General features: G+C 47.5%; 13 protein-coding genes and 1 other RNA gene. 8 read left to right on the top strand and 6 right to left on the bottom strand.

What is annotated here, in order from left to right; genetic code table 11:
• Position 1 precedes the first annotated feature (1 nt).
• Together ggt and OP864_RS06020 are read left to right on the top strand one after the other, a co-directional pair.
• Complete coding sequence (gene ggt, locus OP864_RS06015) at positions 2–1,684, top strand: gamma-glutamyltransferase (RefSeq protein WP_270100367.1); 1,683 nt, start codon at positions 2–4, stop codon at positions 1,682–1,684.
• A gap of 444 nt (positions 1,685–2,128) precedes the next feature.
• Positions 2,129–2,851, top strand: a complete 723-nt coding sequence (locus OP864_RS06020; protein ID WP_270100368.1) for a thioredoxin family protein — start codon at positions 2,129–2,131, stop codon at positions 2,849–2,851.
• A 55-nt stretch (positions 2,852–2,906) separates the two neighbouring features.
• Here OP864_RS06020 and OP864_RS06025 read toward each other — a convergent pair whose 3' ends face one another.
• The 5 genes from OP864_RS06025 to OP864_RS06045 all read right to left on the bottom strand — a co-directional run bounded on the left by OP864_RS06025 (position 2,907) and on the right by OP864_RS06045 (position 8,850).
• Complete coding sequence (locus OP864_RS06025) at positions 2,907–3,605, bottom strand: SDR family oxidoreductase (RefSeq protein WP_015691934.1); 699 nt, start codon at positions 3,603–3,605, stop codon at positions 2,907–2,909.
• A gap of 4 nt (positions 3,606–3,609) precedes the next feature.
• Positions 3,610–4,815 (bottom strand): hypothetical protein, encoded by a 1,206-nt coding sequence (locus tag OP864_RS06030; RefSeq protein WP_245538656.1) that lies wholly within the window; start codon positions 4,813–4,815, stop codon positions 3,610–3,612.
• A 188-nt stretch (positions 4,816–5,003) separates the two neighbouring features.
• On the bottom strand, positions 5,004–6,338 hold the full coding sequence (locus OP864_RS06035; RefSeq protein WP_270100369.1) for an APC family permease: 1,335 nt from the start codon (positions 6,336–6,338) through the stop codon (positions 5,004–5,006).
• 82 nt (positions 6,339–6,420) lie between these two features.
• On the bottom strand, positions 6,421–7,413 hold the full coding sequence (locus OP864_RS06040) for a M23 family metallopeptidase (protein ID WP_270100370.1): 993 nt from the start codon (positions 7,411–7,413) through the stop codon (positions 6,421–6,423).
• 492 nt (positions 7,414–7,905) lie between these two features.
• Positions 7,906–8,850: a YeiH family protein gene (locus tag OP864_RS06045; RefSeq protein WP_349294449.1), complete on the bottom strand. Its 945-nt coding sequence runs from the start codon at positions 8,848–8,850 to the stop codon at positions 7,906–7,908.
• Between the two features lie 184 nt (positions 8,851–9,034).
• Here OP864_RS06045 and OP864_RS06050 point away from each other — a divergent pair, with 184 nt between their 5' ends.
• The 5 genes from OP864_RS06050 to OP864_RS06070 all read left to right on the top strand — a co-directional run bounded on the left by OP864_RS06050 (position 9,035) and on the right by OP864_RS06070 (position 12,024).
• Entirely contained in the window at positions 9,035–9,535 is a 501-nt protein-coding gene (locus OP864_RS06050) for a hypothetical protein (protein WP_270100372.1), read from the top strand.
• A 202-nt stretch (positions 9,536–9,737) separates the two neighbouring features.
• Positions 9,738–10,112, top strand: an RNA gene (rnpB, locus tag OP864_RS06055) — RNase P RNA component class A.
• Positions 10,113–10,240: 128 nt separating this feature from the next.
• Positions 10,241–10,492 carry a 30S ribosomal protein S20 gene (rpsT, locus tag OP864_RS06060; RefSeq protein WP_015691941.1) on the top strand — a complete coding sequence of 84 codons (252 nt, stop codon included), beginning with the start codon at positions 10,241–10,243 and terminating at the stop codon, positions 10,490–10,492.
• Between the two features lie 90 nt (positions 10,493–10,582).
• Positions 10,583–11,782: a THUMP domain-containing class I SAM-dependent RNA methyltransferase gene (locus OP864_RS06065; RefSeq protein ID WP_270100373.1), complete on the top strand. Its 1,200-nt coding sequence runs from the start codon at positions 10,583–10,585 to the stop codon at positions 11,780–11,782.
• Complete coding sequence (locus tag OP864_RS06070) at positions 11,782–12,024, top strand: cytochrome b5-like heme/steroid binding domain-containing protein (protein WP_270100374.1); 243 nt, start codon at positions 11,782–11,784, stop codon at positions 12,022–12,024. The genes OP864_RS06065 and OP864_RS06070 overlap by 1 nt, the downstream gene beginning before the upstream one ends.
• Positions 12,025–12,320: 296 nt before the next feature.
• On the opposite strand, the gene recQ is transcribed toward OP864_RS06070, so the two are convergent.
• On the bottom strand, positions 12,321–14,534 hold the full coding sequence (gene recQ / locus OP864_RS06075; protein WP_270100375.1) for a DNA helicase RecQ: 2,214 nt from the start codon (positions 14,532–14,534) through the stop codon (positions 12,321–12,323).
• Positions 14,535–14,710: 176 nt separating this feature from the next.
• Between recQ and OP864_RS06080 the strand changes: the two genes are divergently transcribed.
• Positions 14,711–15,007, top strand: a complete 297-nt coding sequence (locus OP864_RS06080; RefSeq protein ID WP_015691946.1) for a putative quinol monooxygenase — start codon at positions 14,711–14,713, stop codon at positions 15,005–15,007.
• Position 15,008: the final 1 nt, after the last annotated feature.

The raw sequence follows: 15,008 nt of genomic DNA on the forward strand, positions 1-15,008 counted from the left end.
AATGCGCTATTTAGCTTATTTTTTGCTGCTTTGCGCCTTCTTTTCTTGCCAAAACAGCTATCAGGAATTTAAACAATTGGAGGGCGAAAAAGCCATGCTGGTTTCGGCCCACCCCATAGCTTCTTTGGCGGGCAAAAAAGTGCTTAAGGCAGGCGGGAACGCCATCGATGCCGCCGTGGCCGTTCATTTTATGCTGGCCGTGGTCTATCCAGAAGCGGGCAATATTGGCGGGGGCGGCTTTATGATTTTTCGCCCAGCCCAGGGACCCGTACAAAGCTTAGATTTTAGAGAAACCGCCCCTGCCCTAGCCTATCGAGATATGTATTTAGATAGCCTAGGCCAAGCTAATGATAGCCTCAGCCGATTAGGGGCGCTCTCGGTGGGGGTGCCCGGCTCGGTGGCCGGACTCTTTGAGGCCCATCAAAAATATGGGAAGCTTCCTTGGGCCAAATTGATTGCCCCCGCTATTGAAGTAGCAGAAAAAGGCTATATCTTGTCTGCTTCGGCAGCTAAGCGCCTAAATGAAAAGCTGCCCGAAATGAGAAAGGTCAATCGCTACCCAATGCCTTTTATGCAAAAAGAAAGCTGGGCAGCAGGCGATCGCATTGTCCAAAAAGAATTGGCCCAAACCCTAAAACGCATCCAAAAAGAAGGGCGAGATGGCTTTTATAAGGGGGAAACCGCAGCCCTTTTCTTGGCCGAAATGCAGGCGGCGGGCGGCTTGATTCAGGCCGAAGACCTAGACAACTACCAGCCCAAATGGCGAAGCCCCATCCAGTTTAATTATAAAAAGAACTATACCATTTATAGCATGCCGCCGCCCTCTAGTGGAGGCATCGCCCTGGCCCAACTGCTGCAAATGGTAGAGGATTATCCCCTCAAGCAAATGGGCTTTCAATCAACTCGAGCGGTGCATTTAATGGTAGAAGCCGAACGCCGAGTCTATAGCGATAGAGCCAAACATTTGGGCGATACTGACTTTTATCCCGTACCAATTGAGGCCCTAACCGATAAGACTTATGCCAAAAATAGAATGCGGTCCTTTTCTTACCAAAAAGCCAGTCCAAGCGAAAAAATTCAGGCGGGACAGCCTAAAAAAGTGGCGGAGGAAACCACCCATTATTCTATTGTTGATGAGGCCGGCAATGCGGTTTCGATTACCACCACCCTCAACGGCAATTTTGGCAGCAAATTGATGGTCCAAGGGGCGGGCTTTTTCCTAAACAACGAGATGGATGATTTTAGCGCAAAACCAGGCCACCCCAATATGTTCGGCCTTTTGGGCAGCCAAGCCAATGCCATTGCCCCCAAAAAACGGATGCTCAGCTCCATGACGCCCACTATTGTCGATAAAGATGGGGAGCTTTTTATGGTTTTGGGCAGCCCCGGCGGCTCCACCATTATCACTTCTGTTTTTCAGGTCCTCCTCAATGTCATTGAGTTTGAGCAAGATTTGCCCAGCGCCGTTCAAGCCCCTCGTTTTCATCATCAGTGGCTACCCGATCAGATTTATATTGAAGCGGGGGCCATTCCAGAAAGCGAACAAGAGCAGCTCAAAAAAATGGGCCATCAATTTAAGTTGCGGGAGCCTATTGGCCGTGTAGATGCCATTATTCGCTTGCCCAATGGAAAATGGCAGGGTGCTGCCGACCAAAGAGGCAATGATAGCGCTGCAGGCTACTAATCCCGATGATTTTTTCTTTTTGGGGCTGCCCCGCCCTGCGGGCGGGTCGCTCCCCTCTGGGCTCGCAGGTCTGCTCGGCCCTGCAGCCGCCTGCGGCGGCTTTGGTCTGCCGCTTCGCGGCACCCGCCGGGCAGCTCAGCCGACGGCCCTTCGGGCCTTTTTACTGCCCGCCCCCCCCCTAAAATTCACTGCCGAAGAAGAAAACCAAAAGAAAAAAGACCGTTGAGCGGCCTAGCGATGTGAAAGGGTGGCTGCTAGGCCAGACCAAGCAAAACGAGCGATAGCGAAGTTTTGCGAAGGGCCGAGCAGACCTGCGAGCCCTGAAACGTAGCGCCGACGACCAAAGGGAGACGGAGGCCCCAAAAAATAATAAAACAACTTCCTTTTGGCCCTAACCTTGACTAAAAGACAGCATTAAGCAGTACGCATTAAACCACAACCGCTATGAAACAATTTATTTTTAGTCTTAGCTTCTGTCTATTAGCAGTGAGCAGCCTTTTTGCCCAGGGCATTCAGTTTGAATCTGGAAGTTGGGCCGATGTAAAAGCCAAAGCCAAGGCCCAAAACAAACCCATTTTTGTAGACGCCTATGCCGTTTGGTGTGGCCCCTGCAAATGGATGTCGGCCAATAGTTTTACCGATGCCTCCGTGGGCGAGCTCTACAACAGTGGCTTTATCAACTACAAATTTGATATGGAAAAAGGCGAAGGGCCAGCTTTTGCTCAGCAGCAGAGCATTCGGGCCTACCCCACCCTCCTTTTCTTCTCCCCCGATGGCGAACTACTCAAAAAAGCAGAAGGCGCCCGAGATGCAGAAGGCCTCATCAGCTTGGCCAAACCTTATTTGATGGCCAACAATAATGCAAATCAGGGACAAACGACCCAAGATAACGACTGGGAAAGCCTCAACGCCAAAGCTTGGGAGTACTACGAAACTAAATCGAGCCGCGCTGACCTCAGCAAAGCCCTAAAATGGGCCAATGCCTCTATTGAGATGAACCGAAATTGGTATAATTTGGATACCAAAGCGCAGCTACTCGCCAAATTGGGCCGCAATAAAGAAGCCCTAGAACTAGCCGTAGATGCTATTTTGGCCGCTCAAGACGCTGGCGAATTAGCAGAAGCCGAAGAAACCATGGACCTTTTGCGAAAGCTCCGAAATAACTAAGCGAAAGCGCAAAAAAAAAAAAGCGCTTGCAGTACTCCTGCAAGCGCTTTTTAATTTAAATATCACCTAACTGCGGCCTTAGGATAATTTCTTCCACCACCGTTTGCGGACTCAAACCGTGGCAATCCCAAACCGATTGCGCAATATCTTCGGCTTTCATAAAGCGTTCTTGGGGTAGCTCTGTGCCCTCCCAAGAAGCCGTATAAGTGGCGCCTGGCATAACAGCCGTCACCCGAATCCCCTGAGCTTTTACCTCTTCTCTAAGGACTCTAGAAAAGCCCAGCATAGCATGCTTAGAAACAGCATAAGCCCCATAAGGCATAAAGCTAGCAATAGAACACATATTAAAGATATGTCCCGATTTTTGGGCCTGCATCTTGGGCAATAGCGCCTGCGTTAAATAATACGCACTATAGAGATTGGTATCCATCATGAGCTCAAAACTCTGCTCATGTCCAGCCTCCGTTAAGGGACAAGGAATAAACACCCCCGCATTATTGATCACTAAATCAAGCTGCTCAAACTCCTGTAGAATGGCTGCCCCAAAAGCTTTTACCGCTGCCTTTTTAGACATATCAACAGCCTGAATAAAGACCTTTATATCTGAGTTTATAGCCAAAAGTTCGGCTTTAAAGGCTTCTAAATCGGCCAAAGTTCTAGAACAAAGGGCCAAATCATAGCCTTTTTCGGCCCCCATTAGGGCCAAGGCACGCCCAATTCCCTTGGTCGCACCCGTAATTACTGCAACTGACATCTTTTTAGTTTTTGCGTTTGGCAATCATCATATTGTCATGCTCTCGAGTAGAGTGATAGCCCAAAGAAAAAGGCAAATCCTTAATTTTTTGAGTTTTATACACCTCTCTTAGCTCCGACTGATAACGCACTTTAAATAATGGAATCGGGCTGGTATACTGACCATAAAAGGTAAAATCCCATTCGCTGCTATTATAGTAGTGGTAGGGAATGGCCGTATCATCCTGAAAAACAGCCTTGGCCTTAGCCAAAATCAATTCTCTAACTTTGCTAAAGGTTGGGCGGTGCATCAAGTAACTAGCCGATTTGGTAAATGTGCGGTTGGCCGCTACCATTTCCAAATGCTTGTACAATTCTGGACGTTTTTCCAAGCCCGCATCCGATACATCAGAAGAATGATAAAAGAGGGTCTTTTGTTCTTGGGTTTTGGCATCTAAAAAGTCTACCCGCACCGAAGAAAAGTCATTGCTTCCCTCCAAAACAGCTACGCTACCATCTGCCTGAATGGCCACTGGCCGCACATTGACAATCTTGTTGCCCGAACGAACCAAAAAGACCAAAAGTGTAGGCAATACGCCTGTTCTGGCCATATCTACTTTCATGTGCTTGGTATGGAAAAACCCACCGCGAATAAAGTCGGCAATCGTATTTTGCACCGAATTACAGTAGTTCATCCAGTTTACATCATCCGATTTCATGAAGGTCAAATTCCCCGCTGGCTCTAAGGCAAAAAGATGATAATTTTTAGCGGAAGGGAAAAACTGGTAGCCATAATAAATATCTGGTCCAGAAAAAGGGTAAAATAAATCGCCCTTCATCTCATTCAAACCCGCCAACTCCGTTCCGGCCCAAGTCCGCAACTCATCAAAACGCTTAGCATCGGCAGAAGCCCAACCTTGGTCGGCCTTTTTGGCGTAGGCTTTCCAGGCCGCGCCCTGCGTCACCTCATAAAATTCAGAGGCCTCATCAATGCTCATTCCCGCCAAAATTCGGGCAACATCATCATATTTTCGGTCTACGGCTACTTTTTCTACCTGCTCCTCCTGCTCTGGCTCGGCGGGCTGTTCTGCAGGCTGTTCTTGCAGCCTATCCGCCACCTTATTGGCAACTTCTGCACCGCCTGTTTTCGAGCCCGCTTCTGTGCAACTTCCTAAACTAAGGCTGGCAGCCAAAGCTAGGCTACTTAGGGTCCAAATCGACTTTTTCATCATGGATTTTATTACTTGATTGTAAATGGATTATTTTTTTGGGGCCTCCCGCCTTCGGCGGGCGCTACCTTGCGCAGCTCGCTCTCTGCTCGGCCCTGCGGCGGCTTTGCCGCCTTGGTCTGCAGCTTCGCTGCACTGCTCCACATCGCTAGGCCATTTCTGCCCCTTTGGGGCAGGGCGGCCAAGCCGCCTTATTCTCGGCCCTTGGCCAAAAAATAGACCATTAACCCAAGGAGCAAGGTAGCCAAACCAGCAAAAGACTCTTTAGGATGATCGATCATCGTATACACCAACATCCAAAGCTCTAGCAAAATGAAAATTACTGCAGGCAAAGGATAGAGCGGTAAGCGATAGCCTTTGCTCGCTGGCTGCCGAGTTCTGAGGACCAAAAGGCCCACAACCGTTAGGCAGGTAAAGAGGGCCAAGGTAAAGCCCACATAGCGAATTACGGCATCAAAGCTAGCGGTATAAATAAGGGCTAAGGCAATAAAAGACTGAATAATTACGGCCATATAAGGCGCTCCCGCCTTATTGCTAATGGCCCAAAAACGCAAGCCTTTTAGGTCTTGCCCCATTTGTTGGCTCACTCTGGGGCCTGCTAAGGTCATGCCTAAAACAGAAGCCAAAAGCCCTAGGCAAATCATGGCCGAAATCAACTGCCCGCCCAAATCGCCAAAAATGGCTTGGGCCGCAATGGCGCCCACTTCATTTTGCCCAGCTAGCTCCTCCATCGGAACTCGATACAAAAATACAAAATTGAGTAGAACATAAAGCGTCGCCACCAAAACAACGGACAAAATCAAAGATCGAGGTACATTTTTATTGGCCGATTTCACCTCTCCCGCCACATAAGTGACCGCATTCCAGCCCGAAAAGGCATAAGAGACATAAATCAGGGAAACGGCAAAACTATGGCTAGCAATGGCCTCAAAATCTACGGCCTCCATGCTAAAGGAAAAATGGCTCGTATCTCCAGCTATAAAAAAGCCGCAGACAATCAGGACCACAATCAGAAAGAGATTGAGATAGGTGGTTCCACTTTGTATCAAAGAGGACCAAGAGAGTTTCATAAAATTGACCAAGGCCGCCAAAAGGACCAAAACCATGGCCACAACTAACTGTGCATTTTTCAGTTCGGCCTCGCTCATGCCCTCAAAATAGCTAGGCAAAGCCCAAGAAAAATATTTGCTAAAGGCCATAGCCGAAGCGGCAATGGGGGCCGCAAAACCAATTGTGGCAGAGGTCCAACCCGACAAAAAGCCCAAGACGGGATGATAAATCTTACTCAGGTAATTATACTCACCACCAGAACCTGGCAAACGAACAGCCAACTCGCCATAGACCAAAGCGCCACAAAGCGCTACCAGTCCCCCCACCAACCAAAGGACCACTACCGCAAAGGTAGATTTGATCCCAATCACTTGATAGCCCAAACTCGTAAATACCCCTATACCAATCATGCAGGCAGCAATAACGGCTACAGCCGCAGCTAGGCCCAATTTATTTTCTCTTGCTTGCTCTTCCACAGTTTTCCTATAAAAAAGCGATATGCAGCATCCTCAAAGGGCCACATATCGCTCTATTTGATAATCTTTTCGCTTTTTGCTTCTATCGGCGGCGGCGCGAACGGCGGCGCTTATAAGAGAAGCTGACCTCAGGATCTACAGATTTTGCAATCGTTTTGATTTGTTCTGTGGTCATATCAGCAATGTAGGGTTCTGGATCTACACGCTTATTATTGATAAACACTTCATAGTGAACATGAGGCGAAGTAGAATAGCCCGTGCTACCCACATAGCCAATAATTTCTCCACGCTGTACTTTTTGGCCCACTTTGGCATCAATCAAGCACATGTGGCCATAGAGTGTTTTATAGCCATAGCCGTGGTCGATCACCACATTAAAGCCATAGCCACTGCGTTTATGCTCTACACGAACCACCGTACCATCGCCAGTAGCGAAAATGGGAGCTCCCATAGGTGCGCCCAAGTCAATACCGGGGTGCATTTGCCAAACGGACTTATTAAAAGGATTTCTACGCATACCAAAACCCGAAGAGAGGTGAAGAGCGCGCTCTAGGCGCAAAAGGGGCCGGATTGCAGGAATAGCGCGCATGCGCTTTTCGGCCTTACTGGTTTTGGTTAATAACTTATCTTGAGAGGCGGCCACCATAGACATTTGGTGACGGATTTTTTGCAACTTTTCGGCCATTTCAACTAAGGCCGCTCCATCTTGGAGTTGTTGGAGTTCGGGATGCTTTACGCTACCCCCTACTCCATATTCCCATTCGCTATCATCAATTTGATTGAGGTCTAGCGTGGGGCTATATAAGTTTTGGTCCCGTTCTTTGAGGTCTACCAAGGCAGCGCCCATGATGTCCAATTTCTGGTTGGTTTCTTGAATTTTTGCGGTAATTAGTTGTTTTTCGGCAACATAATCACGCAGACTTTGAGGAGCCGCTAGCGTCCATAATCCCCAGCCATAAAAGGCCGTGGCGGTCAGAATCATGGTCATTTGGCCAATTTGTTGGAGCCAATTTTTTTTGATTCGTTCGTAGGAGAGCGTGTTCCTGTTATAACGATAGAATACTCGTTTTTTCATAGGTAGTCGTTCTAGTGAACTAAAGCTTAGGCAGTTAGGCCCAACTCACAGTTTGCTGCGAGGTCTTTTAAAAGACAGACAAAGATAAGCAGCTAAATTTCAAAAAACCAAATAATTAGCGGAACTTTTTGGGGCTTTAAGATTTGTCCTTGGCTAAAGTTCCCTTTAGCAGGGCTTTTTTTGGGCCAAATTGCGGTATTGCAGGGCGCGAAGCGCCCGAAGGCCTAGCGATGTGCAGCAGGGCGGCGCAGCCGCAGACCAAGGCCGTTAGGCCGCAGGGCCGAGCGAATAGCGAGCTGCGCAACGTAGCGCCGACGAGCGCAGCGAGGCGGAGGCCCCAAAACAGCAGCGAGCTGCGCAACGACAACAAGCCCTTTAGGGCGCAGTTCGACGACCGAAGGGAGTAACCGCCGACGAGCGCAGCGAGGCGACAACAAGGCTGCAAGCCGCAGTTCGACGACTGAAAGGAGTAACGCCCCAAAACCTCCTACTTTATAAATAAAGGATCCAGAAGAGGCTAGTTAGGGAAATAATGAGCCAAAGGACGATACCGAGGCTAAGGGCTTTGAGACCAGCCTTTTTCATTTGTTCTAAAGAAAGATTGCTTCCGATGAGGAAAAGCGTGAGGACCAAAAGGGCCTTGGCGGCTTGTTTGATGCCAGCCGATAGGACATCGGGAAAAGGCGTATAGCTATTGATGAGGATAGCGATGAGGAATCCGCCGATGAAATAAGGAATTTTAATTTTCTTTTGCTCGCCCTTGAACCAATAGGCAGAAAGCAGCGCAATGGGGATAATCCAGAGTGCGCGGGCCAATTTGACTGTAGTGGCGACCTTTAGGGCCTCTTCTCCATAGCTATGGGCGGCCCCCACCACCGAGCTAGTATCATGGATAGCGATAGCGGCCCAAAGGCCAAAATCGGCTTGGCTAAGGCCTATGGCTTGGCCAATTAGGGGAAAAAGGACCAAAGCAATAGAATTAAGGATAAACACCACCCCTAAGGCCGTGGATATATTCCGTTCGGAGGCATTGACTACAGGAGCCACCGCAGCAATAGCGCTTCCGCCACAGATAGCGGTCCCCGAGCCAATCAGATGGCTTTCTCTTCTGGGCATTTTGAGCAAACGGCCAATGATAAAGGCCAAACTAAGGGTAAGCGTAATAGAAAAAACGGTCAGTAAAAAGCCCTCTTGGCCTACTTGCAGTGCCTCTTGGGCCGAAATGCCAAAGCCCAGGCCGATAACCGCCACCTTCAGTAATTTTTTAACCGCCTTTTGGCTATGGCTAAGAAAAGGGTGGCCCAAAAAATGGCGAAAAAGGAGGCCAACGACCAAAGCCGCAGCGCTATTGGCCCAGGGAGTAAGGGCCCAAACAAGAAGAAGGACAAAGAGTATACGGATAGGCCAGCTATTGGCTAGCGCTTGTTGTTTTGACATCATTATTGTTTTTTATGCAAAGAAAGCAGAGAAGAGAAAGTTAGTTTGCAATAAAAATCACAGCCCGCCCAAAGTAGCGACAAAAGAAAGACAAAAGTCCTGTTTTATAAAAGTAACTGGCTTTTTGGTCAAAATTTTGTTGAGCTTTATCATTAATTAAGTTTAACAAAAGACATATAGTCATATGATCTCAAAACCGAAATTCCCCCAGATTTTAGCTGTTTTGGCCTTTTTGTCCCTTGTCTGGGCCTGTCAATCTACAGCAAGCCCCGAGATCCCTGAAATGAGCAGCCAAGAACTACTACAACAACCCGCCCAGCGATCGGCTAGCTTTAGAGATGAAGTGGTGGTAGAAATTCAGGAAGAGCCCCTCTACATTCAGCAATTTAAGGCCTATATGGTCAACCAAGAAGGCAATCCCATCAAATGGTTGGGCAATGATGAATTGGGTAGCTTTTTAATTTTGGACCCAGGCGGCTTTATGGAAGGCGGCGACAACTATGGCGGCTATGAAGGCGAGTGGCGCTACAACAAAGAGCAAGACAAAGTGGAGCTCCGTATGCAAAGCGATGAAAAATGGTCTGCCGTAGAATTTAAGCTACACAGCCGCGAGCGCATAGAGCTGATGGGCATTCTTTTCCAAGCCGATTTGGAGCTTCCCAACAGCGATACCGCCCAAAAATAAAAGAGCCCATGCTCCTGCACAGGCCCAAAAAGGCTCCACAACCTAAAAGTCACTGAAAGACTAAGCGTCAACTGATCCGTTCTAGCTAGGGCGGGATAGTTGACGCTTTTTTATGCCTTTAGTTATAAAAGGTTAGGGCAAAGTGGAACAAAAAGCATTTTTTTTGCCTAATTTTGTCTGAAACACAGACTACTTCATCGCGAGAACGGGATGCTTGAGCTTATAAAATAAGACAAAGCCCTTCTTGAGGAAAGTCCGAACAACGTACTGCATCGCGCCAGCTAACGGCTGGGCAGAGCGCTGAGCGCTCTGACGGAAAGTGTCGCAGAAAATAACCGCCCATTTTGGGTAAGGGTGAAAACCTGCAGATAAGCGCGCAGGCAGGCTGCTGGCAACAGTGGCTTGGGATAAACCCCGCGAGTTGAAATGCCATGTAAACCAGCGCCCGAGGGTTGCAGGCCCAATGCTGGAGGGTAGGCAGATAGAGCGTTTATGTGAGTAAACGCCCAGATAAATGATGAAGCCTTGAGGCTTAGGCCAAAAGTGACAGAATTCGGCTTATCGGTCTGTGTTTTTTCTTTTTTTCTTAAAAAAGGCTGAGGTTTAGATTTTTTTGGAAAAAATTGTACCTTTGCCATCCGTTGAGCTGTGGGCCATTGCCCCTCAGCCTCTTTTTATTGCCAAATCGTAAACTATTCAATAAAAATGGCCAATCACAAATCAGCAAAAAAGCGCATTCGCCAAACGGCTAAGCGCCGCGTGCACAACCGCTTCTACAAGAAAACAACTCGTTCTGCTATCAAACGTCTACGCAGCATCACTGAAAAGTCTGATGCGGAGAAGTTCTTGCCCAAAGTAGTCTCTATGATCGACCGCTTGGCTAAAAAGAACCAAGTACACAAAAATAAAGCGGCCAACTTGAAGAGCAAATTGACTTCTTACGTCAATAATCTCTAGGATTTTGGTCCTTGACAAATATTTGGCAGACCTACTGGCTTGGTTCCATTAGGTCTGTCTTTTTGTGCCCGTTTTAAACCTTCTGCTCCTATGCAAGCCTATATTGCCACTACTTTTTTTGGTCTAGAAAATGTCTTGGCCAAAGAACTCAGCCAGCTTGGCGCCAAAAATATTAAGCCCCTTAAAAGAGCGGTCCGCTTTGAGGCCGATCCGCTTCAATTATATAAGGCCAATATGGGCCTGCGCACGGCCTTGCACATCTTGCACCCCCTGGCCGAAGAAAAGGTCCGAAATGCCGACCAACTCTATACCCTAGGCAAAGCCATCAACTGGATGCGCTGGTTTAATAATGAGGCCACTTATGCTATCCGCGCCCGAGTAAGCCAGGCCCCCGAGTTTAAAAGTCCGCTTTTTGCCGCCCTTAAACTCAAGGATGCTATTGCCGACCAATTTAGAGATTTTACGGGCAGCCGCCCCAATATTGACCGGGATAATCCCGATATCGAAATCCATCTGCACATTTTTAGAGATCGCTGTAGCATTTCTATTGATAGTAGTGGCTCTTCGCTCCACCGCCGAGGCTACCGTCGGGGGGGACATGCCGCCCCCATGAATGAGGTCCTTGCCGCAGGTATGCTCCTCCTTTCTGATTGGCGCGGCCAAGGTAATCTGGTCGATTTTATGTGCGGTTCGGGGACGATTCTGACCGAAGGGGCCCTGCTCGCTACCAATAAAGCCCCCAATTTGCTTCGGCCCAACTTTAGCCTCAAGCATTGGAAAAACTTTGATAAGGAGCTCTGGAGCCAAGCCCGTATGGAACTGATGAGCGAGGAAAAAACCTTTGAACATCGCATTTATGGCTCGGACTTTAAACGCTCGGCCATTTCTGAGGCTTTCAAAAATGCGCATTCTGCTGGCGTGGCCGATCTGATGCAGCTAGAGAACCTAGATTTTAGAAAGCTCAAACGCCCCGAAGAAGGCGAGCCCGGTGCCGTGATTATCAACCCACCCTACGGCGAACGCCTCAAACCTAGCCAAATTGGCCGCCTCTATGCCCAGATTGGAGATGCCCTCAAGAAGCATTTTTCTGGCTATTCGGCCTGGATCCTCTCCTCGAACAGAGAGGCCACCAAGGAGGTGGGACTCCGACCCAAAAATCGAATTCCGCTTTATAATGGTCCCCTCGAATGCCGCCTTTTGCAATATGATCTCTACGATGGCAGCAAATACCTAGAGAAAAAACGACAGGCCGAAAAAGAAAATGATGCGCCCAAAAAAGAAGAGTCTTAATGGAAGAACTTCCGCTTTTTAGCCGCAGCCAACTGGCCCTGCGCAATGGCCAAGACCGAGAAGAAATTTGGGTGGCCTACCAAGGGCTCATCTATGAGCTCAATGGCAGCCGCCTTTGGCGAAATGGCCAGCATTATGGCCAGTGGGCAGGGCAAGATCTTACTGCAGAATTAGATCAAAAAGCTCCCCATTCAGCCGAACATTTGAAAAGATTCAAATTGGTGGGCCGATTACTGCTTTAATAACTAACTGTTTTTTTGGGGCCTCCCGCAGCCCTTTTTTTCGGGGCTGCGGGCGCTAGGTTGCGGGGCTCGCTGCTCGCTCGGCCCTGCGCCAGCAAGCTGGCTAGGTCTGGCCCTTTGGGCCACCCCTCCACAGCGCTAGGCCGTTGCAGGCTTTGCCTGCAGGGCGCTTCGCCCCCTAATCTGCGCAGAAAAAAATGCCAAAAGGCCACTAACTTTTTCCAGTTAGTGGCCTTTTCTTTTGGGCCAGAGCAGAAAAACTAAAAAAGCCCCAAGCAAAAGCTCGGGGCAAAAAATTAGTTGGCATTATCAGAGAGAAACTTGAGTCGGTAGAGTTCTATTTCTTCTAGAGAAATATCATCTTCTTTGAGTTCCTCAAAAGCCGTATCGAGATTATCGGTTTCGGCCTGCATGAAATAATCTTCAATATCTTCCTGCACTCCTTCATCGAGGATATCCTCAATATAATAATCGATATTGAGTTTGGTGCCTGCATTGATAATCATATAGAGTTCTTGCAGTAGCTCATCCATGCGGATGCCAAGGCTATCAGCAATATCTTCAAAGGACATTTTGCGGTCAATACTTTGGATAATAGTAACCTTAGACTTTGATTTTCGGGCAACTGATTTAATAATAAAATCGACGGGGCGGATAATATTATTCTCCTCTACATAATCCTTAATCGTGGCCAAGAAGTTGCGGCCATATCGGCGAGCTTTGCCCTCAGAGACCCCAGAAATATTTTTCATCTCCTCAATGGTAAAGGGATATTGAGTAGCCATTTCTTCTAGAGACACTTTTTGGAAGACGACAAAAGGCGGTACATTTTTCTTGCGCGCCACCTGTTTCCGTAAATCCAGAAGAATTTTGAGTAATTGAGGATCTAGTGTAGAACTAGCATTTTGTTCTCTTTCCTCCTCCATATCTTGCATTTCTTGGGCAAAATTATGGTTTAGGCTAATCTCAAAAAGTTTGGGTTGGGCCAAAAATTCATGCCCAGCCTCTGCCACTCTCAAGATACCATAGTCTTCAATATCTTTTTTGAGATAATCATTGAGTAGGCCTTGGCGGAGGACAGAATTCCAGTAGTGGCGGTCCTTATCTTTTCCTTTGCCAAAGAGTTCGTGTTTCTCGTATTTAAAGTCCAGAATAGACTGTGTTTTCTCTCCGAGGAGGAAATCGAGCAACTCCTTAGCTTGAAGCTGTTCGTGTAGGTCCTTGACCACCTGCAGCAAGAGCAGCAAAGCCTCCTTGGCATTTTCGGTAGGATGTTGTTTTTTGCAGTTATCACACATTTGGTCTCTTCGGCAGACCTCATCCTTATATTTCTCGCCAAAATAGTGCAGCAAAAAGCGTCTTCTACAAGCGGTAGTTTCCGCATAGGCAATCATTTCGGCCAATAGCTGAGCGCCCATTTCCCTTTCGGCCACAGGCTTATCCCGTAAAAACTTCTCGAGGCGGAGAATATCCTTATAAGAGTAGAACGTTAGGCAGTGAGCATGTTGGCCATCTCGGCCTGCTCGGCCTGTTTCCTGATAATAGTTTTCAATACTTTTAGGAATATCATAATGGATCACAAAGCGGACATCGGGCTTATCAATGCCCATACCAAAGGCAATCGTAGCGACAATCACATCCACTTTTTCCATTAAGAAAGCATCTTGGGTATCGCTTCTGAGTTTGGCCTCTAGACCAGCATGATAGGGCGCCGCTTTAATATCGTTGACCGAGAGCACCTTGGCCACCTCTTCGGTTGTTTTACGGTTTTGGACATAGATAATGCCCGATTCATTGGGGGCTTTATCCTTAATAAACTGTACAATACGTCGGAGAACATCTTCCTTCTTTCCTTTGGGCTGCACCTCATAAAAGAGATTATCGCGATTAAAGGAGTCCATAAACTCTCTGGGCTCCTCTAGACGAAGCGTTTTCACGATATCCATACGGACCTTAGGCGTAGCCGTAGCCGTTAGGGCAATAATAGGAATCTCCTGCTCTATATTTTCAATCATAGAGCGGATTCGGCGATACTCTGGGCGAAAATCATGGCCCCATTCCGAGATACAGTGCGCTTCATCAACCGCAACAAAAGAGACCTTAATTTGCGATAGAAACCTAAGTGTTTCGTCTTTGGTCAGGGTTTCTGGGGCAATATAAAGTAATTTGGTAGCGCCAGAAACGATATCTTGTTTGACTTCTTTTACCTTCGCTCTACTGAGTGAAGAATTAAGAAAGTGGGCCACTTGGTCCGACTCTGCATAAGAGCGAACGGCATCCACTTGATTTTTCATTAGGGCAATGAGTGGAGAAACCACAATAGCGGTCCCTTCAGAAAGTAGGGCGGGTAATTGGTAGCAAAGTGATTTTCCTCCACCCGTTGGCATAATCACAAAAGTATCTTGTCCACTGAGAATACTTTGAATAATCTCCTCTTGCTGGCCTTTGAATTGTTCAAATCCAAAATATTTTTTCAAGGCCGTTGTTAAACTCCTATCTTTAACCGTCATAATATCTAATATTCAGTGTCTAGTTGCTATGTTCACTATTTGTGGGGGAGGTACATAAAAACGCTGGGAATGGGAACTTTTTAAAAGTACAAATATTTTGCCGATTCCTCAACTAAAAAATTCCTAAAAAGCCCTTAAAAACTATAGTTTTAGGCATTGTCTAAAAAATTTATCCTATGATTATTCGCATTGTCAAGATGACTTTCCAGCCAGAGGAAACCGCTAATTTTTTAACTTTTTTTGAGCCTTTCAAGGAGCAAATTCGCCATTTTGAGGGCTGTCAAAAATTGCAGATCCTTAGAGGAAAAGATCAGCCAAATATTATTTTCTCTTATAGCTACTGGGATGGGCCTGCAGCCTTAGACTGTTACAGAAAATCGGCTCTTTTTGGGCAGGTTTGGCCCGAAACCAAAAAACGCTTTGCGGCCAAACCCGAGGCTTGGACGGTAGACCTTTTAGCTGAAATTGACTAAT

Source organism: Saprospira grandis (assembly GCF_027594745.1).
Lineage (GTDB): Bacteria > Bacteroidota > Bacteroidia > Chitinophagales > Saprospiraceae > Saprospira > Saprospira grandis.

What these genes read in the sequence shown, in the direction of transcription:
- recQ (WP_270100375.1), bottom strand. Translation starts at nt 14,534, where the DNA reads ATGACGGTTAAAGATAGGAGTTTAACAACGGCCTTGAAAAAATATTTT.
- OP864_RS06050 (WP_270100372.1), top strand. Translation starts at nt 9,035, where the DNA reads ATGATCTCAAAACCGAAATTCCCCCAGATTTTAGCTGTTTTGGCCTTT.
- ggt (WP_270100367.1), top strand. Translation starts at nt 2, where the DNA reads ATGCGCTATTTAGCTTATTTTTTGCTGCTTTGCGCCTTCTTTTCTTGC.
- OP864_RS06065 (WP_270100373.1), top strand. Translation starts at nt 10,583, where the DNA reads ATGCAAGCCTATATTGCCACTACTTTTTTTGGTCTAGAAAATGTCTTG.
- OP864_RS06040 (WP_270100370.1), bottom strand. Translation starts at nt 7,413, where the DNA reads ATGAAAAAACGAGTATTCTATCGTTATAACAGGAACACGCTCTCCTAC.
- OP864_RS06070 (WP_270100374.1), top strand. Translation starts at nt 11,782, where the DNA reads ATGGAAGAACTTCCGCTTTTTAGCCGCAGCCAACTGGCCCTGCGCAAT.
- OP864_RS06045 (WP_349294449.1), bottom strand. Translation starts at nt 8,850, where the DNA reads ATGTCAAAACAACAAGCGCTAGCCAATAGCTGGCCTATCCGTATACTC.
- OP864_RS06030 (WP_245538656.1), bottom strand. Translation starts at nt 4,815, where the DNA reads ATGATGAAAAAGTCGATTTGGACCCTAAGTAGCCTAGCTTTGGCTGCC.
- rpsT (WP_015691941.1), top strand. Translation starts at nt 10,241, where the DNA reads ATGGCCAATCACAAATCAGCAAAAAAGCGCATTCGCCAAACGGCTAAG.
- OP864_RS06020 (WP_270100368.1), top strand. Translation starts at nt 2,129, where the DNA reads ATGAAACAATTTATTTTTAGTCTTAGCTTCTGTCTATTAGCAGTGAGC.
- OP864_RS06025 (WP_015691934.1), bottom strand. Translation starts at nt 3,605, where the DNA reads ATGTCAGTTGCAGTAATTACGGGTGCGACCAAGGGAATTGGGCGTGCC.
- OP864_RS06080 (WP_015691946.1), top strand. Translation starts at nt 14,711, where the DNA reads ATGATTATTCGCATTGTCAAGATGACTTTCCAGCCAGAGGAAACCGCT.